Annotated in this window: 25 protein-coding genes and 3 pseudogenes; 10 read left to right on the top strand and 18 right to left on the bottom strand. The window is 59.5% G+C overall.

From position 1 onward, the window contains the following. Nucleotides 1-15: 15 nt before the first annotated feature. The 5 genes and pseudogenes from tnpC to LE197_RS35420 all read left to right on the top strand — a co-directional run bounded on the left by tnpC (nucleotide 16) and on the right by LE197_RS35420 (nucleotide 4,493). Nucleotides 16-1,647 carry an IS66 family transposase gene (gene tnpC / locus LE197_RS35440; RefSeq protein WP_004423346.1) on the top strand — a complete coding sequence of 544 codons (1,632 nt, stop codon included), beginning with the start codon at nucleotides 16-18 and terminating at the stop codon, nucleotides 1,645-1,647. Next, on the top strand, nucleotides 1,637-1,906 hold the full coding sequence (locus LE197_RS35435) for a hypothetical protein (RefSeq protein ID WP_003458515.1): 270 nt from the start codon (nucleotides 1,637-1,639) through the stop codon (nucleotides 1,904-1,906). The genes tnpC and LE197_RS35435 overlap by 11 nt, the downstream gene beginning before the upstream one ends. Nucleotides 1,907-2,035: 129 nt before the next feature. After that, entirely contained in the window at nucleotides 2,036-2,377 is a 342-nt protein-coding gene (locus tag LE197_RS35430) for an HAD family hydrolase (RefSeq protein ID WP_264086489.1), read from the top strand. Between the two features lie 415 nt (nucleotides 2,378-2,792). Beyond that, nucleotides 2,793-3,068 (top strand): annotated as a pseudogene (locus tag LE197_RS37205) (recombinase XerD); the annotation flags it as partial. A gap of 165 nt (nucleotides 3,069-3,233) precedes the next feature. Beyond that, nucleotides 3,234-4,493 (top strand): site-specific integrase, encoded by a 1,260-nt coding sequence (locus LE197_RS35420; RefSeq protein ID WP_226033822.1) that lies wholly within the window; start codon nucleotides 3,234-3,236, stop codon nucleotides 4,491-4,493. A gap of 602 nt (nucleotides 4,494-5,095) precedes the next feature. Here the strand turns inward: LE197_RS35420 and istB are convergent. From istB to LE197_RS35395, 5 genes and pseudogenes are all read right to left on the bottom strand, one after another. Then, on the bottom strand, nucleotides 5,096-5,845 hold the full coding sequence (gene istB / locus LE197_RS35415; protein WP_126621874.1) for an IS21-like element IS1474 family helper ATPase IstB: 750 nt from the start codon (nucleotides 5,843-5,845) through the stop codon (nucleotides 5,096-5,098). After that, complete coding sequence (istA, locus tag LE197_RS35410) at nucleotides 5,733-7,418, bottom strand: IS21 family transposase (RefSeq protein WP_126621873.1); 1,686 nt, start codon at nucleotides 7,416-7,418, stop codon at nucleotides 5,733-5,735. The genes istB and istA overlap by 113 nt, the downstream gene beginning before the upstream one ends. A gap of 286 nt (nucleotides 7,419-7,704) precedes the next feature. Beyond that, nucleotides 7,705-9,250 (bottom strand): annotated as a pseudogene (locus LE197_RS35405) (IS3 family transposase). 39 nt (nucleotides 9,251-9,289) lie between these two features. Further along, nucleotides 9,290-9,811, bottom strand: a complete 522-nt coding sequence (locus tag LE197_RS35400) for a phytanoyl-CoA dioxygenase family protein (RefSeq protein WP_226033821.1) — start codon at nucleotides 9,809-9,811, stop codon at nucleotides 9,290-9,292. Nucleotides 9,812-9,850: 39 nt separating this feature from the next. Beyond that, nucleotides 9,851-11,278, bottom strand: a complete 1,428-nt coding sequence (locus LE197_RS35395; protein WP_226033820.1) for an APC family permease — start codon at nucleotides 11,276-11,278, stop codon at nucleotides 9,851-9,853. Nucleotides 11,279-11,571: 293 nt separating this feature from the next. Between LE197_RS35395 and LE197_RS35390 the strand changes: the two genes are divergently transcribed. Next, nucleotides 11,572-12,099: an AraC family transcriptional regulator ligand-binding domain-containing protein gene (locus tag LE197_RS35390; RefSeq protein ID WP_226033819.1), complete on the top strand. Its 528-nt coding sequence runs from the start codon at nucleotides 11,572-11,574 to the stop codon at nucleotides 12,097-12,099. Between the two features lie 135 nt (nucleotides 12,100-12,234). Here LE197_RS35390 and LE197_RS35385 read toward each other — a convergent pair whose 3' ends face one another. Beyond that, on the bottom strand, nucleotides 12,235-13,215 hold the full coding sequence (locus LE197_RS35385) for an IS5-like element ISPpu21 family transposase (RefSeq protein ID WP_019437692.1): 981 nt from the start codon (nucleotides 13,213-13,215) through the stop codon (nucleotides 12,235-12,237). 31 nt (nucleotides 13,216-13,246) lie between these two features. Between LE197_RS35385 and LE197_RS35380 the strand changes: the two genes are divergently transcribed. Further along, nucleotides 13,247-13,831: a helix-turn-helix transcriptional regulator gene (locus tag LE197_RS35380; RefSeq protein WP_226033818.1), complete on the top strand. Its 585-nt coding sequence runs from the start codon at nucleotides 13,247-13,249 to the stop codon at nucleotides 13,829-13,831. A gap of 196 nt (nucleotides 13,832-14,027) precedes the next feature. Here the strand turns inward: LE197_RS35380 and LE197_RS35375 are convergent, their stop codons facing one another. From LE197_RS35375 to LE197_RS35355, 5 genes are all read right to left on the bottom strand, one after another. Further along, entirely contained in the window at nucleotides 14,028-14,237 is a 210-nt protein-coding gene (locus LE197_RS35375; protein ID WP_226033817.1) for a hypothetical protein, read from the bottom strand. Nucleotides 14,238-14,258: 21 nt separating this feature from the next. Continuing rightward, nucleotides 14,259-14,876, bottom strand: coding sequence for a LysE family translocator (locus LE197_RS35370; protein ID WP_226033816.1), 618 nt, complete (start codon nucleotides 14,874-14,876; stop codon nucleotides 14,259-14,261). Between the two features lie 131 nt (nucleotides 14,877-15,007). Next, on the bottom strand, nucleotides 15,008-15,415 hold the full coding sequence (locus tag LE197_RS35365) for a DUF2000 domain-containing protein (protein WP_226033815.1): 408 nt from the start codon (nucleotides 15,413-15,415) through the stop codon (nucleotides 15,008-15,010). A gap of 49 nt (nucleotides 15,416-15,464) precedes the next feature. Beyond that, nucleotides 15,465-16,319, bottom strand: coding sequence for an AraC family transcriptional regulator (locus LE197_RS35360; RefSeq protein WP_226033814.1), 855 nt, complete (start codon nucleotides 16,317-16,319; stop codon nucleotides 15,465-15,467). Between the two features lie 77 nt (nucleotides 16,320-16,396). After that, nucleotides 16,397-16,780: a tautomerase family protein gene (locus LE197_RS35355; RefSeq protein ID WP_124212907.1), complete on the bottom strand. Its 384-nt coding sequence runs from the start codon at nucleotides 16,778-16,780 to the stop codon at nucleotides 16,397-16,399. Nucleotides 16,781-16,949: 169 nt separating this feature from the next. Here LE197_RS35355 and LE197_RS35350 point away from each other — a divergent pair, with 169 nt between their 5' ends. From LE197_RS35350 to LE197_RS35340, 3 genes are all read left to right on the top strand, one after another. Next, nucleotides 16,950-17,396, top strand: a complete 447-nt coding sequence (locus tag LE197_RS35350) for a MaoC family dehydratase (protein ID WP_124212908.1) — start codon at nucleotides 16,950-16,952, stop codon at nucleotides 17,394-17,396. A 4-nt stretch (nucleotides 17,397-17,400) separates the two neighbouring features. After that, nucleotides 17,401-18,006, top strand: coding sequence for a TetR/AcrR family transcriptional regulator (locus LE197_RS35345; RefSeq protein WP_124212909.1), 606 nt, complete (start codon nucleotides 17,401-17,403; stop codon nucleotides 18,004-18,006). A gap of 441 nt (nucleotides 18,007-18,447) precedes the next feature. After that, nucleotides 18,448-18,771, top strand: a complete 324-nt coding sequence (locus tag LE197_RS35340) for a hypothetical protein (RefSeq protein WP_124212910.1) — start codon at nucleotides 18,448-18,450, stop codon at nucleotides 18,769-18,771. 30 nt (nucleotides 18,772-18,801) lie between these two features. On the opposite strand, the pseudogene LE197_RS35335 reads toward LE197_RS35340, so the two are convergent. The 7 genes and pseudogenes from LE197_RS35335 to LE197_RS35305 form a co-directional block, all read right to left on the bottom strand. Continuing rightward, nucleotides 18,802-19,005 (bottom strand): annotated as a pseudogene (locus LE197_RS35335) (N-acetyltransferase family protein); the annotation flags it as partial. A 484-nt stretch (nucleotides 19,006-19,489) separates the two neighbouring features. Then, nucleotides 19,490-19,735 (bottom strand): DUF2274 domain-containing protein, encoded by a 246-nt coding sequence (locus LE197_RS35330; RefSeq protein WP_023123298.1) that lies wholly within the window; start codon nucleotides 19,733-19,735, stop codon nucleotides 19,490-19,492. Then, on the bottom strand, nucleotides 19,732-21,003 hold the full coding sequence (locus tag LE197_RS35325; RefSeq protein WP_023123299.1) for a TrbI/VirB10 family protein: 1,272 nt from the start codon (nucleotides 21,001-21,003) through the stop codon (nucleotides 19,732-19,734). The genes LE197_RS35330 and LE197_RS35325 overlap by 4 nt, the downstream gene beginning before the upstream one ends. A gap of 2 nt (nucleotides 21,004-21,005) precedes the next feature. Further along, entirely contained in the window at nucleotides 21,006-22,010 is a 1,005-nt protein-coding gene (gene trbG, locus LE197_RS35320) for a P-type conjugative transfer protein TrbG (protein ID WP_023123300.1), read from the bottom strand. Further along, the gene (gene trbF / locus LE197_RS35315) at nucleotides 22,007-22,711 is read right to left on the bottom strand and encodes a conjugal transfer protein TrbF (RefSeq protein ID WP_020230340.1); all 705 of its coding nucleotides are present in this window, start codon (nucleotides 22,709-22,711) and stop codon (nucleotides 22,007-22,009) included. Before trbF ends, trbG begins: the two co-directional genes overlap by 4 nt. 11 nt (nucleotides 22,712-22,722) lie before the next feature. Continuing rightward, complete coding sequence (gene trbL / locus LE197_RS35310; RefSeq protein WP_023123301.1) at nucleotides 22,723-24,075, bottom strand: P-type conjugative transfer protein TrbL; 1,353 nt, start codon at nucleotides 24,073-24,075, stop codon at nucleotides 22,723-22,725. After that, nucleotides 24,072-24,386 (bottom strand): hypothetical protein, encoded by a 315-nt coding sequence (locus tag LE197_RS35305; RefSeq protein WP_023123302.1) that lies wholly within the window; start codon nucleotides 24,384-24,386, stop codon nucleotides 24,072-24,074. Before LE197_RS35305 ends, trbL begins: the two co-directional genes overlap by 4 nt. Nucleotide 24,387 lies beyond the last annotated feature (1 nt).

Genomic DNA, 24,387 nt, shown 5'->3' with positions numbered 1-24,387 from the left:
GGTATAATATCGGCCATGAATTCAATGGCTTCCGCGTCCTATTCCAACGCCCCTTCCTACTCGGTACTGGCCGAGGAGAATGCCCTGTTGCGTGAGCAGCTACAGGTCATGCAGCGGCAGTTGGACTGGTTCAAGAAGCAGCTGTTCGGCCCCAAGTCCGAGAAGCAGGTGTATGACCTCCCGGAGCAGGGCGGCCTGTTCCAATCGAATGATGCGGCTAGCCCGGAGAAGCCTCTCGATGCGGAGAAACGCCCGGTTCGGGCTTATCAGCGAGGCACCGGAAAGAAACAGCGGGACGACGACTGCCTGAACGATACGGGTCTGCGTTTTACAGCGGACGTGCCAGTGGAAGTTGTTGAACACCTGCCGCCGGAGCTAAGCGGCCCCGACGCCGACCAGTACGACATCCTTGGCACCAAAACGACCTATCGGCTGGCCCAGCGGACGTCCAGTTACGTGGTGTTGCAAGTGGAACGCCCCGTATTTCGGCGCAAGGGCAGCGACAAGCCCGTGACCACGCCGGCCCCGTCCAACGTACTGGACAACAGCCTGGCCGACGTCAGCTTGTTGGCGGGTCTGATGGTCGACAAGTTCCAGTTTCACCTACCGCTGTATCGCCAACACCAACGCATCCAGCAAGCGGGTATTACCCTCAGCCGCAGCACCCTCACCAATCTGATCAAGCGATCTATTGATCTGCTGCGGCCGATCGTGGATGCCCAGACCGACAATGTTCTGCGCAGCCGGGTGTTGGCGATGGATGAGACGCCGATTAAAGCTGGCCACCAGGGTCGGGCAGGCCCACAAAAAGGCAAGATGAAATCCGGCTGGTTCTGGCCGTTATACGGCGATGCCGATGAAGTGGTGTTCACTTACTCGAACAGTCGAGGCCGAGCCCATATCGAGCAGGTACTGAACGAACAGTTCAGCGGAACTCTGATCAGTGACGGCTATGCTGCTTATGCCCGCTATGCCGCCGCACAGCAGAACATCATCCACGCGCAGTGCTGGGTGCACAGTCGTCGTTACTTCATTGAGGCGCAGAAGGACCACCCGATAACTGCCACCGAAGCCCTTCAGCAGATTGCCAAGCTATACACCAACGAAGAAGAGATCCGCGTCCAGCAACTGACCGGCGAAAAGAAACGCCAGTACCGGCTGCTCCACTCAAAGCCGGTGGTCAGCGACTTCTTCCAATGGTGCCGGGATCAACTGGCACAGGGCGGTCTGCTGCCCAGTGATTTATTGACCAAAGCACTGAACTACGTGCTCAGCCGTGAAGCCAGCCTGACCGTCTTCCTGGAAGACCCAGACGTCCAGCCAGACACCAACCACCTGGAACGGGCCCTGCGCCCCATTCCCATGGGACGCAAGAACTGGCTGTTCTGCTGGACTGAACTCGGCGCGGAACACGTGGGCATCATCCAGAGCCTGATCACTACGTGCAAACTGCACGACATCAACCCGTACACCTATCTGGTGGACGTGCTGCAGCGCATCAGTCAGCACCCGGCCAGCAAGGTCGCTGACCTGACGCCTCGGCTCTGGAAGACCCGGTTCGCCGATAATCCGTTACGCTCGCTGATCGATCCGCGCCATTCTGATCGACAGACCGCACAGCCAAAGGGCACCCTCCATGCGCATTGAAGACATGAGCATCGATCAGCTATTGGAGCTGAACCGAATGATCTGCCGGCGCATTGATGAACTGCAAGATCAAGAAAACCTGCAGGCGCTGAGTCGGCTGCACGTGGGGCTGAAGGTGACCTTCGAAAGCCGAACTGGCTTGACTATGGGGATCGTCACCAAGATCAACCGCAAGAGCGTGATCGTCCTGGCCGAGAACGGCACGAAACAGTACAAGGTCTCACCGGAATTGCTAAGGCCCCTTCGGGACGTAAAGTAAGTCCAGTACGTCGTGGAATGAACGCTTACTTTGGGGATCACTGCAAGCCCTGAACAATTGAGCACTCTGGAAACTGTCCTGGCAGAAGAGATCGCAGCCGTTGAGGCATATCCTGACGGGCTCGAAGCGGTGAAACTGCTCCAAGAGCAAGGCATTCGAATCGGTGTTTGCTCGAATTTGGCTTTCCCGTACCGGCAAGCCGTCCTGCGTTGCTACCCCATGCTAGACGCATATGCATTTAGCTGTGATTTAGGCGTAATGAAGCCCGAACCCACCATCTACAGTTGGATTTGCGATCAGCTTGGGGCGTCCCCGACCGCATCGTGGATGATCGGTGACTCCCAACGTTGCGACCGAGATGGGCCAACGGCAGTAGGCATCCGAGGCTTTTTTGTTGACCGAAACAGCACCAACGGTGACTGCCCTGAATTGGTTACGTTCGCTCGTAAGGTATTGGCAACCGCGCCTTGAGCGAGCGATGTCAGCCCCATCCATTTTCGCACTTCGCGATTGAAACCTGGAATCACACCAAGCAATCCTGCTCCATGAACCTCGAACCGCAGTCAAGATAAGACCGTAAATTGAGTTGAGGTGATTATGATCGGGGGCCAACGGGAACACCTTAGAAACCCAAGACGCCTCCCTAGATCATTGGTAACTTCAAACTCAGGAGCGTTTGGCTTCAACGCAGCCTAAACCCAACCGACTGCGGGCAGCTCTACTCGCCAACGCACGCAAAGCCACTCTCACAGATAGGTGAATGCGATGCTTGACAAGGCTCGAAAGGTTCATATACTCGCGCTCACTGTGAGCAATCCAACAAATCAAGGTTTCCTGCATAATGCGCTGAAGCCTTGATTTGGCCGGGATATTGAAGTTTGGGATTCAAATCCCCCGACAGAACCTCGACCTCGCGAAAGCTAAAGCACTCGTGGGTCACGCTGATAAAAGTACAACTGGCGGCTATGGCGACTGCTATCCGGCAGGCGTCCTCAAGGACGAGCTCGACAAAATCGATTTCGGCATTGGCTTGGATCATATCCATTACCGGCACTATCAGAAGCTACAAAAAGCACAAGGTGACTTCAAAGTTGGGCGGCCGGTTGGCACGCCATTCCCGAACGTGCGAGCTCCTAAGCGCCACTGGAAATCGTACGCATAAGGCCTAGCCAAACAGAGGCGGGAGCCTTGCTCCCGCCCTTTTTACACATCCCTTAATTATTGACAAAGTGTCAATAAAAGCTATCGAAGCTAAGTTTCCAATAGATTACCTTGACTGTTCATTTATACAGTAATAATCTGAAGCCTCACCCACTGTGAGGTATATATGAATGTAACGTCCCCTGTCTCCATTCCTTTTTATAAGGGCCTGAGTCTGATCGTAGAGCCTGGCCATGAAGAGCACTTGCGAATCGCCTTGGCGAACATCTCCGCGGTGACGGACGCGATAAACCGCTTCCACTCTTCACCGTTACTTACCGAGTTCATGGACACTACGCTGTCCCGCTTCCTGCGAGAAAACACTTACGCAGGAAAGTCCGAGCATATGCTGCGGGCTCGAATGGAAAAGCTGAAGGTCGTCCTGACCCGAGATAACCCTACACGCCGAGTCGCTGAGCTTGATCGAGCTGATGTGCAGCGTCTAAAGGATCAGTTGCCATTGTTACTGAAGCAGAACTCGGCTTCGGGAAGTAAAGGCGCAAACCTGATGACCTATTACCAGCTGTTCAATCGCATGCTGGATGAAGCACTTGAGAGCAAGCTGATTACCGATGCAGTCAAGGTGGCGACTTGCAGTACAAAACAGGCCGAAGTCACCAAGCCATTTCTAGATAGCAACCTGATTCAGATGCTCGCCGGCTGGCCTTACCAAAAGTACCTCGCGGGCACACTGCCCACGGTCTATCAGGACGCCAAGCCGTATCGGTTCTGGTTGCTTCCTCTCGGGCTCTACACCGGCGCGCGGCTTAATGAACTCTGCCAGCTTCGCGTGCATGATGTTATCCAGGATGTCCACGGCGTAGACCTCATCGACATTAACGATAATGGCTACAACAAGTCGCTGAAAACAGGGACATCGGCACGGCAGCTTCCGATCTGCACTAAGCTCGTGGAAATGGGCTTTCTAAATTTCGTAGAGGAACGGCGTCAGGCCGATGGCAACGATGCATTGCTTTTCTGCGAGCTGAGCTTTGATCCGAAGCACCTATACTCCCGAGATCCGAGTCGCTTTTTCTGTGGGCCATGTACGGGAACGGGATACATCGGTCAGCACTGTCCGCCGGCGGTTGATGGCGGGCTGAATTTTAAAAGCTTCCGTCGCTCATTCGCCGTGAGGCTGGAGCGGTCGGGCATATCTCCTTCCACGATCGCTCACCTGCTGGGCCATGAGGGCGGTACTCCTGAGGTTACAGCAGATCACTACTTGGAAAAGCCACTGAGTTTGAGATTGCTGGAGCAGATGGAACGCGGCCTGACTTACAACATCCGGACCGACGAGATTCGCTGGGAGCATTTTAAAAAGCTGCTCAATAGCCAGTTGGGACGTGAAAAGCGCGGGAGGAAAAGTAAGCTGCAGCTTCACTAACGCATAGAGCGGGAACGATCATCGCTTGGAGATGGTTATGAGACAGGATGAATGAAAGGCCGCAGCTAATCTGCGGCCTTTTTCGTTCTGAACACAACAGGAAAGAAACCGTATATTCACACGACTGCGGGTAACACTTGCGGCGACCGTTGGAACACCCAATCGCTGAGCACGCTCCTCCACCGAAAAATTTGGATCGGCTGCGACGCGAATTTCGTAACAGTCGGCGGTTACTGCCACACAAATCGCACTTGAAGCATGGGCGCTTTGGGATCAGACCGAACGCTGCATCATTGCTCCGTGACAAACACCCGGCACGGTCACCCGGCGCATCGACGCGCACTAGGTGCCGCAAGCCCTAAGAGTGACACGGCGAGAGTGCAGCACTCGAGTCATGCGGCATGGTGGTCGTGATAGAACAAGTGTGCAGCGGCAATCGGGCCGAGTTTGTTAGGCCGGATACGGGGGCGCGCTCGCGGAGGCGCAGCTCACGTCTTCTGCTAAATCGCTGCGGATTTCGGTGAACGTGACCGAGCGTTTCGCTAATACGTGACCGGTGCTTCCGCCCCGGTTGCGCGGGTTGTGGATTGTAATCGCATCGGTCACGATGCGGTTTGCTCCTCAGCTTTTTTCCGGCGCAGTGACTCGCCCTTCAACGTCAGTCGGTAAGCGCTGTGCACCAGGCGGTCAAGGATGGCGTCGGCCAGGGTCGGGTCGTTGATCCAGCCATGCCAGTGTTCGATTGGTAACTGGCTGGCCAGGATGGTGGAGCGGTTGCCGGCACGGTCGTCGATCACTTCCAGCAGGTCGTGCCGGGCACCTTCTTCCAGCGGGGCCAGCGCCCAATCGTCCAGCACCAAGACATCGACCTTGGCCAGCTGTTGCAGGGTACGGCCGAAGCTGCCGTCGCCATGAGCGATGCGCAGTTGCTCCAACAGGCGCGGGGTGCGCAGGTACAGAGTGCTGTAGCCCTGGCGGCAGGCCTGGTTGCCCAGGGCGCAGGCCAGCCAGGTCTTGCCGGCGCCGGTCGCGCCGGTCAGCAGCAGGTTGTGCTGCTGGCGGATCCAGTCGCCGCCTGCCAGGCTGGCGATCAGGCGCTCATCCAGGCCGCGGCCAGGGCGGCGGTCGAGGTCTTCCAGGCAGGCGTTGGCATATTTGAGCTTGGCCTTCTTGCGCAGCCGTACCAGGCGCTGGTTGTCACGCCAGGCCAGTTCGCGGTCGAGCAGCAGGCCGAGGCGCTCATCGAAGCTCAGGCTGTGGCTGGCCGGCAGCGTCCATTGCTCTTCCAGGGCGCGGGCCATGCCGTCCAGGCGTAGCTGGTGCAGTTGATTCAGGGTGTGTTGCAGCATCATCGAACAGCTCCTGTTGCGGGGGGTGGTAGTAGTCGGCGCCACGGACGTTCTCGTGGTCGCTGGGTAAGCTCGTTTCGGCGGTGCGCGTGGGCAGCGGCTGCTGATCCAGGCCTTGCTGGAGCAGGTTGCGCACGCTGCGCCCGGTGAAGGCGCGCAGCTGGACGGCCCGTTCGGCGGCGGCTTCCAAGCGTGCATTGCCGTAGCGACGAGCCAGCGAGAGCAGGCCGAGACAGGCGCGGTAGCCCATCTCCGGATGCGGCTTGTGGGTCAGCTGGTGATCGATCAGTTGGCGCGTGTAGGGGCCGATCCGCGCGCCCCAGTCGAGCAGGCGTTGCGGCGTCCATTCGCGATGGGCCTGGTGTGCGGCGGGCATGTGTTCGCGCTGGGTGCTGTAGGCGCCGCGACGGCCCAGCAGCACATGGCTGGCCACGCGCCGGTTGCCATGCAGCACTTCCAGGGTGTGCGCTGTCAGCCGCACCTCGACGCTCTGCCGGGCCAGGGCGGAGGGCACGCTGTAGAAGCTGCCATTGACCTCGATGTGGTAGTCGATGTTGACCTTGCAGCGCTTGAAGCTGGCGACCTCGTAGGGATGTACCGGCAGCGCTCGCAAGGCCGGGCGATCCAGGCGCTCGAACCAGTCGCGCCGGCAGCCATCGAGGCGCTTGAACGGGCGTCGATTCAGCTCCTCCAGCAGCTCGGCGATGGCCTGGTTAAGCGCATGCAGGCTGAAGAACTGCCGGTGGCGCAGTCGCGCCATGATCCAGCGCTCGACCACCTGCACCGCCACCTCGGCCTTGGCCTTGTCCTGGGGTTTGCGTGGCCGGGCCGGCAGGATCACCGTCTGGTAATGCCGCGCACACTCCAGCGTTGCCCGGTTCAGACCCGGCTCGTAGCGATCTGGCTGGGCGACCAGGGCGCGCGGATTGTCCGGCACAACCATCTCCGGCACACCGCCAAAGTAGGTCAGTGCCTGGCCCAGCGAAGTCAGCCAGTCCACCTGGGTTTCGCCCGGCGTCGCGCAGGCATAGGTGTAATTCGAGGCGCCCAGGGCGGCGACGAAGATATGCGCCCGGCGGACTTCGCCGGTGGCCGGGTCGACCACCGGCAGCGTCGGCCCTGCATAGTCGATGAACAGCTTCTCGCCCGCGCGGTGCACCTGGCGCATCGAACGTTTGAGCGTCTGGGCGTAGCGCCGGTAGTGCTCGACGAACTGGGTGTAGCGGTAGGTCGGCTGGCCCGCATGCGCGGCGAGATATTCCTCCCACAGCAGCTGCAAGGTCACGCCCTTGCGCCGCAGCTCGCGGTGGATGCTCAGCACGTCGGGTGGCACCCGCTCACCGCGCGGCTTGTTTGTCGGCGCCGACGCAAACAAGGCGGCCGCCAGTGCGGCCTCGTCCATGGCCGCCAGCGCCGGCCAGTCCAGTCCGGCCACGCGCGCCGCCGTGACGTATTTGCTGACCACGCCTTTGGACAACTGCAAGGCGCGGGCGATCTTCTCGTGGGACAAACCGGCCTCGAACTTGAGGCGCAGACATTCTTTGATGTTTCGCATGGCTACTCGCGGCGCCGCCATCTTCCCCTCCCGAAATCGGGCGAGGGTGACGGCGCATCAGGTCATGCGCAACGAGAGGGAAGGCTTTCGCTAAGCCGTGACCGGCGATTTCGGTAAGCCGTGACCGCCGGTTTCGGAACGGGCGGAAAATCGGTCACGTTGCTACCGAAATGAGCGGTCACGCGTTAGCGAAATGACCGGTCACGATCTACCGAAACGGCCGGTCACGATGCTCCGAAATCCGCAAAATCGCCATTTCGGCCAGGCAACGCCCGGCGATTTTCAAGGTAGTTGTCGCGTGAGCGTGTCACGCTGCCTTTGATGTTTGCTGCAGTACCGCTTCCCGCTCCGGGTTCAGGCACACGATTGGTGCCAGCACCCAGTTCCTGATGTTGCCGCTCCAGCGCTCCGGGTGCCGTGCACGCGCCGCCTCGTACAGCTCGATACGCTTGCGCAGCAACTCTTCCGCCTGGCCAGTATGTCGCTGCGCCGGGGTCACGAACTTCAGGGCGCTGTGGCGATGTTCATGGTTGTACCAGGCCACGAAGCTGTTCACCCAGTTCCTGGCCTGCTCCAGCGTGTCGAAGGGCCGCTCCGGCCACAGCGGGCAGTACTTCGCCGTGCGGAACAAGGCCTCGGCATAGGCGTTGTCATTGCTCACCCGCGGGCGGCTGAACGAGGGCATCACACCCAGGTTCTGCATGGCCGCCAGCATGGTCGAGCCCTTCATCGCGCTGCCGTTGTCCGAGTGCAGTACCAGCGGCTGGCCTGCCCGCTGTTCACGTAGGCAGGCCTGGCGTAGCAGCTGGGCGGCCTGCTCGGCGCTTTCACTTTCATGCACCTCGTTGGCCACCAGCTTCCGGCTGTAGACGTCCTTGATCATGTACCAGTAGAAGTAACGGCCCTTGACCGTGGTCGGCAGCCAGGTGATGTCCCAGCACCACAGCTGGTTCGGGCCGTCGGCCACATGGGTCGTCAGCGCTCGTTTCACCGGTGGGCGGCTACGACCGCGTGGATGCTGCTGTTCGGCGTCCTTCAGCAACCGGTAAAAGGTCGACTCCGAGGCCAGCCAGGTGCCCTGATCGGCCAGCCGCGCCACGATCTGCTGCGGCGGCAGGCTGGCAAACTCGGGCTGGTTGGCGACCTCCAGCACGCGGCGGCGCTCTTGCGGGGTCAGCTTGTTGGCCGGCTCAGCTCGCTGTGCCGAAGGACGCCGATCCTCCGGGCAGTGCTGCCAGCGCTGCAGGCTGCGCAGCGACAGGCCCAGTTCGGCGCAGGCCTGCGCCCGCCGCGCTCCCGCCGCCACGGCGTCCTCGATCAACTGCAGCGTTTCACGGCGATCCGGGGCGCTGATCATTCGTCCTCGTCCTTCCCCCAGAGCGCCTCGGCTTTTTTTCGCAACACCAGCAGAGCCGCGGTTTCTGCCAGCGCCGCATCCTTGCGCCGCAGTTCACGCTCCAGCTGCTTGATGCGCTTCTTCGCGGCCTTTTCCTCTTCGCGTTCGCGCCGGGTCTTGATCGGCTGAGCCAGGCTGTTGGCCTGCTCGCAGGCTTCGCGCCAGGCGTTGATCTGCTCGACATACAGGCCTTTGCGCCGGCAGTACTCCGCCAGCTCAGCCGCATTGAGGCTGGCGCTTTCCAGCACCACCCGAAACTTGTCCTGGCTCGACCACTGGTCGGCCTGCTGTCCATCTCCCGGCACCACTGCTCCCGCTGCTCTGGCCTGTTTGCGCCAAGCATACAGGGTGGCATCAGTAATGCCTGTCGCTTCCACCAGCTCCGGCACCGTCCGGTTCAAGGCGGCATCATCTGCCGCACCACCCACTCCCGATGCTCTATCGAATAACGCGCCACACGGCTCTCACTTCCGCCCACCGACCAAGACTCATCGAATCAACTCACACGACAACTATCCTGACGCGGCGGGCCTGCGAACTGGCTGTCCGGCACGATGCGAGTAGCGCCGTTTTCGGCGGTGTAGTCGGTCATGGCCCACAAGGTGTTGCACTGAACTTCGTAATCATCCGGAAACTGGAAGAAGTCCCATGCCAGCTGATCCTGGTGCAGCACTTGAGCAGGAGAGCCAGGGTGAACAGTGATCACCTGAGTCAAGTGCAATTGGAAGGTAGACGCTTTGCTCAAGTGATTTGCGGCCACGCCTACAACGAGCGGGTTCATGATGAGATCACGAGACGTCTCAGAACGAAGAATCATCGCGCCAGTGCGCTGAATTGAGAATCCTACGAACTTGTCTTCGCCGAATGGCGTGGTCTCGATGTAAGGGCCCATCTCAGCGGCAACCTTGTCCATGACTTCGGCGCTTACCAGTTCATCGATTACCACATAGCCATGCTCTTTCAACGAAGCACTGACTTCTTCAATGGTGGCCGTATTTGGGAGGCGATTGATAACCATTTTGAGTTTCCTGTTTTGCGTGGAACAAAGGGAGATGACTTACGCCAACTGGCGAAGAGCCTCGTAACGAACGGGATGACGGGTACGGAAGCACTCGGCGATACAGAAACCGAAGGCAAAAGTGACTAGGAGGAAAGAGACCACGAGGATCGAAACTGTTTGGGCATTGTGCCCACCGATCAGGTCAGGCAGGTTCGATACAGCGACCCAGAGGCAACTGAGGATGCCCAGCAGGCCGGCAACAGGAGCGACAAGGGTTTTCCACAATTGGCCGATCGACTTCTCGCGCCGAAAGAAAACCACCACTGCAGCACAAGTCAGCGAAAGGATGGTCATATAGCCCAATGTGCCGGCCATAGCACCCCAAGCGTAGATCTGGCTGGCCGGGTCAGCTCCAATGGCGATAAGCAGTGCAAAGGCCACGACGCTGAAGAGTGATAGAACGACTGAGGAAACGTGAGGCGAACCGTGTTCAGGATGGACACTGGAAAAGCGGTTATTCAACACACCAAACCGACCGAGGGTGTATTTGTACCGCACCACGATGTTGTGCAACGAGAGGGCGCAGGCGAACAAGCTGGTGATGAGCAGCACATGCATCACGTCCATGAAGATCACCCCGAAGTAGTGCTCGGTGACAGCCAGATACATATCTGCACCATGCGCTTCGGAGAACGTAGCGATGTTTTCCTTTCCTATTGCGCTGACAGCACACCACATGGAGATCACGTAGAAAACACCGACCAGTAACACCGCTATGTAGGTAGCACGCGGAATAGTGCGATCCGGGTCCTTCGCTTCTTCGCGGTAGATGACAGTGGATTCAAAGCCGATAAAGCTAAAGATGGCGAACAGAATCCCAAGCCCAGGGGAGCCGGACACAATGTTTTCGAGGTGGAAGGTAGCACCCTCCAAGCCAGTTGGGCCTTTTTCCATGATCACGGCGATATCGACCAAGATGACCACGGCGATCTCTAGGATCAGGGCGATGCCCAAAAACTTGGAGCTGAGCTCGATGTCTCGATAACCCAGATATGCAATGATCCCGACTGCTATGAGGGAGTAAACCCACCAAGGTACTGCGAGGCCCAGGAAGCCGTTCACCGCAGAGGCCGTCGTGTAGCCGATATAGCCTTGTAGCGCGACGAGAATCAGGGCATAGGACACCACCGCAAGCGTCGCAGAACCCAAGCCGATGGAGCGACCAAGCCCTTTTTGAATGAAGGCGTAGAACGCACCCGCATTGGTGATGTACTTGGACATGGCTACAAAGCCTACCGTGAAAAGGAACATGATCACGGTTGCGATGAATGCGTCGACCGGGGCGGCTATGCCATTACCCATAGACACCATAAGCGGCGTATTGGCGACCATTACGGTGAGCGGGGCAGCAGTTGCCACTACCATCATCACTATTGGAGTCACACCAAGCGACCCCTTCAATTTTTGTTTTTCAACCTCTCCCATGGGAGCCTCCTCAATCATCAGCTATCAGGTCATGAGTGCATGGACAGAGGCTGATTGCCTGCCACGACGCTGATGCCAGTATCAAGAAACGGCCGGTGACAAAACTTGTTTTGAGATGACAACTCCTTGTCATCAACTCACACGCCGGCGAACCGATTTGGCGCACTCAGCACGAGATTGGTGCGCTTAGTTCTGGCCAGGTGTGGCTATTCCCCACGAACCCGGGGGAACCCCAAGGCGGTACAGAGGTTGCATTCCTGGCTTGTCTGACTGAATAAAAATGGAGGTCGGAAATGCACCGATTTACTCTCGCCCGAGATACCAAGCAGCCCACGACAGTGATGGGGGCAGTCATATCCGGTTTCGCCTCTTTCTTGCGCCTCCAGGGCGCAGAAGTGGAAGAGATTTTCGAACGCTCGGCGATCAACCCAGATGTATTAGGTGATCCGAACCAGCCGATATCCCTGCCGGCGTTTCTGAAGGCAATCGATACCGCAGCATTGCTGACGGATAGCGATAACTTTGGCCTTTGGTTGGGTAATCAGTACCGCCCCGAGTACTTGGGCTTATGGGGCTATATCGGCCTCTCGTCCGCCACACTTGGCGAAGCGCTATTGAACATGAGTCGGTACTTCCCCGAATTCCAGAGCCGCAGCTCGCTCAAGGTCAGCCATCACCAGGGCAAAGTGCGCGTTGAGTACGGGTTGCTTGATGGCAGCATTGTCAGCCGGCGACATGATGCAGAAATGACGTTGGGCAACGTGTTCAATATGATGCGCAGGGCTTTAGGCGAGTGCTGGGCTCCGCTAGGGATGGTCTGAAGTAGCCACGTATTTCTGGCCGACTACAGACCTCGCTGTTTTTTGAAGCGATCCATCGATCAAAAAGCGCTCAGATCGTCGTCTTATGTAGGGTTTTTAGCCGCTACGCGTACCCCGTAGCGGCTATTCGCCGTGTTACAGGCGCACCTCTCCTGTGTTCGCGAGTAAATGCCGCCGCGCCATCCACAGATTCGACAGCGCAAACAGCGTAATCAGTTGTGCGGTGTTCTTGGCCAGGCCACGGAAGCGCACCTTGGTGTAACCAAACTGGCGCTTGATCACCCGGAATGGATGTTCGACCTTGGCACGTACCTGCGCCTTGGCCTTCTCGATTTTGCGCTTGGCCTTGTACAGCGGGCTGCGCTTGCTCAGTTGCTGGTAAGTGCTGCGCCGCGCCGCAATCTGCCAGATGACCGAGCGGCCTGCATGCTCGGCACGCTTCTCGACGCCGGTATAGCCGGCATCGCCGCTGACCAGGTTCTCTTCGCCGTGCAGCAGCTTGTCCACCTGGGTGACATCGGCCACGTTGGCCGCCGTGCCCACCACGCTGTGTACCAGGCCGGATTCGCTGTCGGCGCCGATGTGCGCCTTCATGCCGAAGTAGTACTGGTTGCCCTTCTTGGTCTGGTGCATCTCGGGATCGCGCTTGCCGTCCTTGTTCTTGGTCGAGCTCGGCGCATGGATCAGCGTGGCGTCGACGATGGTGCCCTGGCGCAGCGACAGGCCACGGTCGCCCAGGTAGCCATTGATCACCGCCAGAATCCCGGCCGCCAGCTCGTGGCGCTCCAGCAGGCGACGGAAGTTGAGGATGGTGGTTTCGTCGGGGATACGCTCCAGGCTCAGCCCGGCGAACTGGCGCAGGATGGTCGTCTCGTACAGCGCTTCCTCCATCGCCGGGTCGCTGTAGCCGAACCAGTTCTGCAACAGATGCACGCGCAGCATCGCCATCAGCGGATAGGCGGGACGACCGCCTTCACCCTTCGGGTAGTGCGGCTCGATCAGGGCGATCAGGCCCTGCCACGGCACCACCTGTTCCATTTCGATCAGGAACAGTTCCTTGCGGGTCTGCTTGCGCTTGCCGGCGTACTCGGCGTCGGCGAAGGTCATCTGCTTCATCGGAAAGCTCTGCGGGTGAAGTCGGCGGATTTTGCCAAATCAGGAAGTCTTTTTCAGAGTTTCCCTAGAGGTGCACTTCAGCCATGGCCGACCGGAGTGCTGGCACGATCATCAGAAAGCGTTTCGTACCGAAGTTCGATTCGAACAGGGCTCCAACGCGCTGATTTTGAATGCTTCGGATCTATCCCGAGCCATGCCTGGCTCGGATCCCCAGCTTCTTCTCATCGCCAAGCAAAGCTTCAGCGTGTTGCGTCTCTCCAGTTCGGTGCGCTTCACCGTGGCCGAACGCGTGCGGTCCGAAATCGTAGAGTCCATCCATGCTGGGGTGCCACGTATCGAGCAGGTGGCGGACCGCTTAGGGCTCCCGGTTTGGACATTGACCCGCCAACTCAAAGACGAGGGGCATACCTTCTCCAGCCTGTTCGATTCAGTGCGCAAAGAGCTAGCTTGTTACTACCTCGAAAAAACCCCAATGAGCATCTCCAGACTCGCCGAACTTCTTGGGTATACAGAGACCTCTAGCTTTACCCACGCTTTCAATCGTTGGGCTGGGGTTTCTCCCAAACGCTGGAGGGAGCGGGCACGCGGCTCGGAAGGAATCGAAGAGCAGTTGTAGTGGTCAACTAATCCCGAATACTACGTCTGGCTTTTCTCGGGCGAACGCAGCCTTACATAGCCGTTAGAGCGATGTCGCTAGGGCACTCTGCAAATAAGCAGCACTGGATACTCACAGGAGAGGCAACACATGGACGAGAAGGCTGGCGTTATCGCGGATATTCTTCTGTACGTAATCACGGATCGTGCCACCTCACCTAGGCGTTCGTACCGTTTTTCATTGGCGTGCGCCAGGTAAAGTGCAGCACGAGTGTCGTGAACAAGAAGAACGGAAGGCCGACACCGAATGAAATTTTTTCTGTCATCAATAGACCGGCTCCTCCACCTACCAGCGCTGCAAGTATCAGAAACAAAATATCGCTTTTCCGCTTGGCTGGACGCACAAAGTATCTGAGCAAAGTCTGCATATTTACTCCAGTTTTCTAGTCTTAGAAGAACTCTCGAATAACCAACATCACGGCCAGACCGATCATAATCACGCCGGAAATTCTTCCTACGAGCCGTGCAACATTTGGACGGGTTCGCAATGCCTTGTTCGCCCCGAAGCCCACCATTGAATAGACCACCGAGCAGCTCGCCGTATAAACCAAGCCGAGAGCCAGGATTTGAGCGGGGATGCTCCAGCTAGCTGTTTCAGACGTCCACGGCGGCAAGAAGGCGAGGAAGAAGATGAACGCCTTGGGATTTAAGCCACTGACAAGCGCCCCCTGTCGGAACCAAGTCATCCAGTTGCCCCCATTTTCGGCTCCGCTATCAGCATGCGGGATAGGCGGATTGCGCAGCATCCCATAGCCCAGCCATGCCAAGTACATGGCGCCAGCTACGGTGAGGATAGCCATGAGAACCGGGTTACCGGCGATCAGTACGCCCACTCCCGCAGCAATCAAAATGGTCAGTACCACATACCCGGCCAGCAGCCCCAGAACGGAAGCGCCAACGCCTCGGTTGCGGATTCCAGCCGAGATCGCATATGCCCAGTCAGCGCCGGGCGTGAAGACAAAGAGAAGTGAAAAGGCCCAGAAAGCCACCAGTGTTGATTCGCTCATGCTGGCTCCAGGGGACTGAAGATAATCTGTGATGTATGCATGTTGAACTCGGAGTAAAAATCACCGCCCGTACCTATCCCGGAAACCAAGTCTGAGGTGGGTACGGTGCGTGGTAGATAAGCGTCAGAGATTTACTTGTGCAGCGAGAGACCCTTGATGGCCTTGTCGACTGCTTTTTTGGAGCCGCGAATGGCAATGCCGACGAAATCCATGTTGGCCGGATCCTCCTCTAGGAAGACCTTTCGATTCGCCTCGTCATGACCGGTAGAGAACATGGCGAACACATACGGCAGCATGGTCAGCTCACGCTCCAGGCCTACACGGTGGGCCTTCTGAATTTCCTCAAGATTGGCCTCGAAGATCAGCATTGGCTGGCCTGACATGTTTCCGTAGCAATGGCCGTTGGCATCCACGTAGGGCTGACCCATGACCTCAGGCGCTGCTGATGGGATGCCGCTTGCAAGAAAGGCGACGACGTTCATCCGCTGCCACATGGCAAGGTCATTGCGGACGATGATCGCTACTTTAGTGTCGAACATTTCGTACTCCTTCAAAACTGAACAGTGATGATGGAGTCGAGAGCTGGTTTCAGTCTGTTAGATTTGTGCACAGCCGCTGATAGGCTGCTGGTGTAAGGCGGTAAGCGCGGCGGAACCATACGCCCATATGGCTTTGATCGGAAAAGCCTACTTCGGCGGCCACTTCTGCTGCGGGCTTGCCAGCGGCCAGCAACGCTCGAGCAGCTCGCAGTCTGAGCCTAATCAAATAGGCGTGCGGCGTCTGGCCATAGGTACGCTTGAACTGCCGGGTGAGCCTGAAACGGTCAATGCCAGTGTAATTGGCAAGCTCATCGAGGCTGACGTCCGTGGCCATCAGAACATGCAGGAAATCTCTGGCCCTTTCTATCACGGGCGCCGACTCGGCCTTGTCTGATTGCTGCGTAGGTCGCAGGTGCTTGGAAAGTACCTCCATGAGGAGGTCCAGGCTCTCATCTCTAGCAAGACGGCCGTCGTTCTGATGAATAGCCAAGAAGGCGCGCTGTATCGCATCCCTGAGGGTGACATCGTCGGTCAAGGTGTTGCGAAAGGCGGCACCGAGAGAGGATGCATCTCCCACTCCGAGGCGGTCTGTCATGCTCGATACCCACCTCTGTGGGAGATAGAGCATGCCGTAGGTGAAGCCCTCAGGTTCGGGGGCGAAGCCATCATGCAGAGCGCCTGGCTCGATCAACATCGACCTGCCCGGTGTGCTGGTATACGTTGAGCGATTGCAGCTGAAGCGCTGCATGCCTTGGTGCGTCACTCCCACCAACATCTCATCATGATCGTGGGGATCGTAGGCGTGGCCTTGGAAGTGCGCATGCACGCTTTCGATCCCAGTATCCTGATCGCGGCGAATGTTGATCCAATCACTTCCGATTTGGCCATCGGACGGAAGAGTCATTTGAACACCTATGCTCTGGTCGTCGATGCTGAGCTAGCACTTTAGACGACTATTCTACTCCTTCGAGATTGAGCTGGTTACTCGGCGTACTGAGCGATGCCATTGCCGAACGACCAGTTCTCCTTCTTGACCTCCACCAGACTGATGAAAACGTCTTCCAGGCGCACGACTGCCTGCTCGTTGAGGCCCTTTGCGATGGTTTTGTAGAGCAGCTTTTTCTGCTCAGTCGTGCGACCTTCATTGAGTGTGATCTGGATGAAAACCTGCCCATCCGAACGCTTGATACCCAGATACTCGGGATCGTTCACCAGCCGATTGTTCTCATGTTCGGTCAGCACCTGGAAGTTGTCATGATCAGGAACGCTGATCGCTTCCCTCATGGCTTGGTACACGATCTGGCCCACCTTCTGAATGTGCTGAGGGTCGGAGTTTTTCTTGGTGTCGATACGAACCAAAGGCATGGCTGTCTCTCCTGGTAGGGGCGGCTTGGCGAAGCGCTGTCAGACCAAGGTCATCGGTACTGAAGCGGAATGTATGGGTTGCGCAAAATAAGATAATAACCATAATCTAATTTAGCAAGCGAACGGGCCCTAAGACACGGGGCCAAATTTCAACGTGTGGAGTCGAGCAATGGCAGAGCCCATCTATCTGGAAGACCTGGCGGTGGGAGATGTTTTCCTCAGCGACCATTACACGCTGGATGCCGAGCAAATCATTCGGTTTGCGACGGAGTTCGATCCGCAACCCTTTCACCTTGACCACCACGCTGCTCGTGACACATTTTTCCAGGGACTTGCCGCGAGTGGTTGGCAGACGGCCAGCATCACAATGCGCTTGTTGGTAGCAAGCCTGCCGCTGGCACGTGGCATCATTGGCGCCGGTGCAGAGATGGCCTGGCCTCAAGCGACACGCCCCGGTGACGTGCTGCGCGTCACCAGTAAAATCATCAGCATCACGCCGTCTCTATCCAAGCCAGACCGGGGAATCGTGGTGGTTGAATGCATCACGTCTAATCAGAAGGATGAGGTCTTGCAGCGGATGGTGACCACGATCTTGTGCTTCAAAAAATCTGGATGACACCATGGGACGCTCATCGCAGTCCAAAGCCAAAGAGAACCGTGCTCAGATAGTTCAGACGGCATCACGTATGTTTCGTGAGGCGGGTGTCGAGGGTGTGTCCGTAGCTCAGATAATGGCCGCCAATGGCATGACAGTTGGTGGTTTCTATAAGCACTTTGAGTCGAAGGACGCCCTGATTGCCGAGGCATTCTCCATCGCGTTTGAGCACTCTCTTGAGGCCTGGGATGAAGTTTTCATCCGAGCGGATCAAGCTGCTGAAGACAGAGCCTCTTCGTTGGTTCGTCAGTACCTCCGCAATAGCTCGGCGAAGAATCGCTGCCCCCTGTTGGCATTTGCCCCCGACGTAGCGACTGGAGGGGTGGATCAAACAGGCGCGTTAGCTTACGAAGCGGGCGCGAAAAGTCTGCTCGATAAATTCATGGAAGAGAGAGTGGATGAAGTGGGCGATCTGGCTCAGCCCACTGAAGCTGAAAACGAGGCATTGGTGATTTTCGCTGCCATGGTTGGGACGCGACTGTTGGCTCAATCGGTCGGCCAGAGCCTTTGGGTTCGAGCGATGGAGGCCGCTGTTAACAAGGCTGCCCGTAAGCAAAAAGCATGCAGATAACTTTCCGCCGATGAATCAGATGACGCGGTTGAGCGATGGTTGTATCTCGCAGTTGCGAGGATGATTGGATCGGTCGCAAGCATCTCCTTAACTAGCTTTTGCCGACAACCGCGAACGGCGGCTTTGGGCTGTTCTCTGCCGGTCATGTCCACGAATCGTGCTGGTCAAATCCGATGTAAATGACTGGTCAGGTCGAATGCAAATGGGTGGGCAAGTCTGTGCAATTACCCACCCCAGAATACATTCGCATGGAGATAGAAGGCCGCGCACGTCTTGCAGACTACTTCTCCCATGACATTCTGAATGAGGCGCAGGATAGTTATGGTGCGGCGGCGCATCTGAGGAAGGTACTCTTCCCACCATGTAGCTGAAGCCTCTCGCTTCGACAAGCTCACAAAGAGCTTCGCAACACTGTAACTGCTCACCATCGAGAACAATTAAATGGAAAGAATCACCTGGTTTGCCGCAGACAACCCCGAGAAGAAACGCATTCCGGAATGGCGCCGCTCATGCGGCTTCAGCGACAAAGGAACTGTTTTCGTGCCCGCCGCCATGGCAGGAGACGAGACAGAATTCAATGTGATGCTATGCGCTCAGGGTGACCGACAACATGTTGCGATACACCTCGATCATTACTTCGTCCCCAGCACCTGGCTCAAGCAGGAATTTCCCAAGCACCTCGAACTGATCGAGATCATCGAGAACCGTGTCCATCTGGCTATTGCGGAAATGTCCCAACAGCAAGCGACATCTGAAACGCTCTAAATTTGCGCGCCGCAAGCATGACCCCGAGCTTCAGCAGATTGCTTGAAAGCGCGGAGAATCCTCGGGACGCAGGCCATCGCCACCCAGATCAAACCGCCAATACCCAACGTCATGCCAGGCATTGAGCTTGAACCCGACCTGGGGAAACGTCCCGATGTGCTGGAAACCGAGTCGCTCATGCAGCCCAACACTGCCTTCGTTCGGCAAGGAAATTTCGGCATACGCAGAGCGATAGCGCCATGCTCTCCTCGAGGAAAGACCACCTCCTGCCAAAGTCTTCACATCACAGCAGCACCCAAAGCAATTGTGAACAGTCAGGGAATAGCGCTTTGGCGTACCTATCGCGCTCTGACCGCTAGGCGCTGAGATCATCCATCATCAGTCGTAGCGGCGCGGCTTTTGCGCCAAGGTGAACAAGTCGGGAGAGGTTATCCGGTTTGAAAAATGTCCGCTGTCAAGTCTTTCATGCAGACATGCAGCGGGACAAAAGGTCTTATGGGGTAATAGGTTAGGCTAGATTCCAGCCGTTGTGTGCTCTTGCTGCTTTTCGAGCTAGGTGCCGCATAGGCGCTTCGCGGTGGTAAACGCAAGGGCACCGCAGCAGGCAAGGTCGGGTCAGTCATCATAGTCCTGCCCTCCCAAAAGGCTCCGCAAAAGCGAAAGCGCAGCCAGTAGGCTGCGCTTTCTTGGTGAGCGGATGGCGGATGCGTCCGCATCGTCAACCTGACTTCGGGAGTGCAGCCTTGCTCCCGCCTCCCTTCCTGAATCCCCGGTCGCCGGCCATGAACGCCTCCAACATATGCGGGATCAGCGTCGTAGCATCGACCGCCTCGCCATACGCCTGCGCGTGCAGCGCGGCGTAGCGGTCGAGGTCAGCCTTGAGGCTGGCCGGACACGAGAACGTGAGCTTCGTGCTTTCGGTCTTGGGCAGTGGCCCCAGCCGCAGTTTCTTGGCCGTGCTCATTGCATGGCCCCCCTTTGGAAGAACATCGGCTGGTACGGCCGCAACACCAGATCGCGGTTGACGATGATCCGCACAGGCAAGCCCGGCCGCTCGGTCAGCGTCGGCTGGATATTCATGTTGCGCCGGGTCATCTCCTGGCCGACCTGGTTGATGCTGTCCTGCGCGCTGTCGCGCCCGGCAATCACGATGCGGTTGCCATCCTGCCGGTTTTCCGGCGCGGCCAGCTCGGCACCGACGCCAAGCAGGGTCGTCAGCGCCGCACCCGCGAAGACGCGATCCCAATGCCAATCGACCCCATCCTCCAGGCCGGCATAGCCAGCAGGATCGGTGCCCGCAAGGTTGTCGAGCTTCAGCGATGACGTGTCCGGCAGGATGACGCGGTTCCACACCACCTGCACGCGGCTCTGTCCATAGCTAACCTGGCTGTTGTATTTGCCGAGGATGCGCGATCCCTGCGGGATCAGCAGGAACTTGCCTGTGGCCGTGTCATAGATCGGCTCCGTCACCGTGGCGATCACGTCGCCCGGCAAATCCGACTTGATACCCGTCACCAATGCTCCGGCGATCACCGTTCCGGCCATGACCTGATACGGCGAGGATGGCATTTGCAGATTGCCGGAATTACGGGTTTCTGTAGAGCCTCCTTTCAGGAACGCCTTTTTCTGGTCTTGCCGGTTCTGCACGGTGGTCGGGTCGGATGGCTGGGCCGCCGTCGAGGCCGGCCCGGCGGCCAGCGGGTCGAAGCCGGCCAAGGCACTGCCAGGCGCAGCCGCAGCGGCTTGCGCCGTGACCGGCGCGGTGGCCTTGCCCTGGCTGCCCGAGCGGAAGAACACCGTCGAAGCCGCCGCGGCATCGGCCTCTTTGCGCCTCGCATCCTCCGGGTCGTGGCCCGGTGGCGCATATGTCTGCGTCACCGGCTGCTGCGACTTCACAATGGCCGGGCCGAGATCACCCGGCAGCGGTGGCCCCAGCTCCGGCACCTTGGCCGGCAGCTTGGAATAGTCCGAAGGCAGGCCGTCCAGCCCTTCGGACTTCGAGACGCGATCCACGTTGTACAAATCGGTCTGCTCGGCAGGACTGCGCCGATGCGGCTGCAACGACCAGATCGTGGCGCCGAGCACGGCGACCGATAGGCCGCCGACAAGGATGGCCAGCGTGCGCCGATTCAGGCGCGTGACCGGGCGCGGCTGGGCGCGCAGCGCCACCGCTTCGGGCGCTACCTTGCCCGCCTGTGGCGCGGCAAGGTCGGGGGTATCGTCCTGGCTCATGGTCACTTCCTCCGCGTTCCACCGGAAACGCCATCTGTGCGTTCGATCCGCACCACGTCGCCCTTGTCCCCTCCCAGGCGCAGCTCGGCCGCACCGAACAGGCGATCCACGATGTAGTACGGCGCGCGGAAGCGGTAGTTCACCAGTTGCCCGTCGCCTTGCGCGCCGATCACGAACAGCGGCGGCAGCTCGCCCTGAGCAATGCCCGGCGGAAACTGGATGTAGACCTTTTCGCCATCGTCGAAGGCGCGCAGCGGCTTCCACGGCGGATTGCTGCCGCTGACCGCGTAGCGGAATCGGATCTTCTCCAACGACAGGCCCGCATCGACCGGCGCGGCGGCGCTGGCCGCCTGCGCCTGGCGCTGCAAGGCCAGCATCTTGTCCTTCGGGTACTCCCAGGACACCGACGCCATCCACGTCTTCTCGGTCGAAGTCAGTTCCAGCAGGTACGTCCTGCGGCTGGTGGTGATGACGAGGTTGGTCTTGAGCCCCGAGCGGATGGGCTTGACCATCACATTGACACGCAGCGCATCGCCGCTACCGCTCGATGTGTCCCCGACGATCCAGCGCACCGTATCGCCCGCGGCCACCGTCATCAGCTCCTCGCCCGGCTGGAGCGCGATCACGGTCACGCGGCCCACGGCTGCATAGACCTGGTACAGCGCGCCATCGGTGAAAGGCCACACCTGAATCGCGTTGACGTAGCCTTCGCGTGTGGGCGCGATGCGCGCCTCGGCGTTGGCGCGGGACACGCGCACGGTTTCATCAGCGGGTTCCGGCGTGGGCTTGGCATCCGGCACAGGTTTCATCTGTGCCGGCATCGGCAGTACCTGCGGCACGGCCACCACCTCCACAGGCGCAGGCGGCTCCGGCAGCGGCTGGGCCTGCACCGGTTCATCGAGCGAGATGGACGGCGGCGGCTTGCCCTGCGTGGCGCAGCCAGAGAACAGCACGGTCGAAGCCAGAAGCATCACCGGCAAGGCGGATTTACGGAAAAGATCATTCATGGTTTTGCTCCTTCGTTTCCTTCCAGTTCGCGGCTCCACGACAGGCCGTTGACGTAGATGCCCAAGGGGTTCTTGCGCAGGCGCTGCTCGGTACGCGGGGTTTGCAGCACCGTGGAAACCACCGCGTTCCAGCGTTCGGTGCGATCCAGCGCGCCGTTCACAAAGCGCGTCTCCGTCCAGCGCACGTTGAACGACGTGTCGCTGGCGCGGGTCACACTGGACACCTGCACCGTCACTGACTCCTTGCCGATGCGCGCGAACGGGTCATTCGTGCGGGCGTACTCGTTGAGCACGACCGCGCCTTTGTCGGTCGTGTAGTCGTAGGCATCGAGCCAGTTCTGCCGCACCACGATGGGGTCGATGGACAGCGAGCGCACCAAGCCGATGAAGCGGCCCAGGTGGTAGGCGATCTGCGCATCGCTGGGCTTGTAGGGCGTGGCGGCTTCGCCGACGGCGCGCACCTGGCCCGCGTTGTCCACCTCGATGACGTAGGGCGTGACGATGGACTGCGCCGAGCGCCAGACCAGCCCGCCCGCCATCAGCGCGGCCAAGGTGAGGCAGCCAAAGGCCATGAAGCGCCAGTTCTTCGCCTGCACGCGGGCCGAGCCGATGCGCTCGTCCCAGACCTGGGCGGCGGATTGGTACGGGGTAGCAGGCTGCGGCGTATCGGCGTAGCGCACCTGCGGTCGTTTGAATCGCATGGGAGTTCTCCTTATGAATCGGAATCGCGCAAGGTCGGGCCTTGGCTGGAGCTGCCACCGTCGCCACCGCGCAGCGTGTGGGCGGCGGTCGTCGCGGCATGGGTGAGCTGCTGCCTGCGATGCAGGCGCTTGGCCCAGGCAGGCTGCGCAGTGGATGGGGTTGGCTCGTTTGCCGCCTGCGCGGCCCCGGCCCCCGACGCCGATCCGGTGTCGTCGGGCCGGAAGGCAGCGGCGACACGCTCTTTCATCGAGCGTGCGCCCTCGGCCACCTTCTGCCCGACCGCCTGCGCGCCAGTCTTGGCGACATTGCCCACGCCAGCGGCAGCGCCCTTGGGGCCGCCGCCGGCGGATGCAGAACCTGCCTGAAACGCTGACCGGGCGCTGCTGGCGGCTCCGGTGGCGGCCCGCGCTCCGCTGCCCGCCAGCTTGGCTGCGGCGGGCGCCATACGCGCCCCGGCAGCTACCGCACTACCGACGCCCGTGGCCGCAGCGCCCACGGCGACAGCAGCACCGGCCGCGCCCAGCGCGGCACCGGCCATCGCACCCGCGCCGAGCTGCGGCCCGCCGGACACCAGCCCGGTCGCAATGCCCGGCCCGAAGATGCCCAAGGCCAACAGCGTCAGCGAGGCCAGCATCACGACCACGGAGTGGTCGATGGATGGCTCGGCCGGCTGTACTTGAAACTCGGCGAACAGCCCGGAGCCGATGCCCACGATGACCGCGAGCACCAGCACCTTGATGCCCGACGACACCACGTTGCCCAGTACCTTCTCGGCGAGGAACGCGGTCTTGTTCCAGAGTGCGAACGGCACGAGCACGAAGCCCGCGAGCGTGGTCAGCTTGAACTCGATGAGCGTGATGAAAAGCTGGATCGCGAGCACGAAGAAGCACAGCAGGACGATCAGCCACGCGAGGAACATCACGACGATGGGCGTGATGTTCACGAACACCTCGGGAAAGCCCGCCATATCGCCGATCTGCTTCAGGATCGGCGCCCCGGCGTCGATGCCGACCTTCGCCAGCCGGCCCGGTTGCAGGAAGTTCTCCATGCTCAGGGTCGAGCCGCTGGCCGTCAGGCCCAGGCCAGCGAAGGAGCGGAACACGATGCCGGCCAGCCAGTTGAAGTTGCCGATGATGTAGGCGAAGGCGCCGACGTACAGCACCTTGCGGATCAGCTTGGCGATCACGTCCTCACCCTGGCCGGTGGCGTGGCTCATCGCCCAGAACAGCCCGGCGAGCGTCATGTCGATGGCGATCAGCGTGGCGGTCAGAAACGCCACTTCGCCGTGCAACAGGCCAAAGCCCGAGTCGATGTAGCGCGAGAAGGTGTCGAGGAAGCGGTCGATGATCGTTACGTCGTTCATGGCGAGTCCTCCTGCCCAGGCGTATCGGCATCGGCGGGTTCATCGAAGCTGGGCGGAATCGGCGGCAGGTCGGCGAGCGTTTGGTACTCGCCCGGCTCGGCCTGGCCGGAAAGAAAGCGCCGCAGGTCGGCCTGGGCCACCTGCGCGCAAAACGCGCCGTCGTGCGCGCCCGTGCTGCACTGCGCGCGCAGCGCGTGCAGCCGGGCCGGGTCGGCGGCGAGCGCATTCACCTGCACCTGCTGCGGCCGGTCACAGCCGGCCAGCACAAGCGCATGAACGGCGAAAGCGAACACGACGGGCGTGCGTTGCATG

This window comes from Pseudomonas sp. PS1(2021) (assembly GCF_020405165.1).
GTDB lineage: Bacteria > Pseudomonadota > Gammaproteobacteria > Pseudomonadales > Pseudomonadaceae > Pseudomonas > Pseudomonas aeruginosa.
This window is presented reverse-complemented; position numbering and strand designations above follow the sequence as displayed.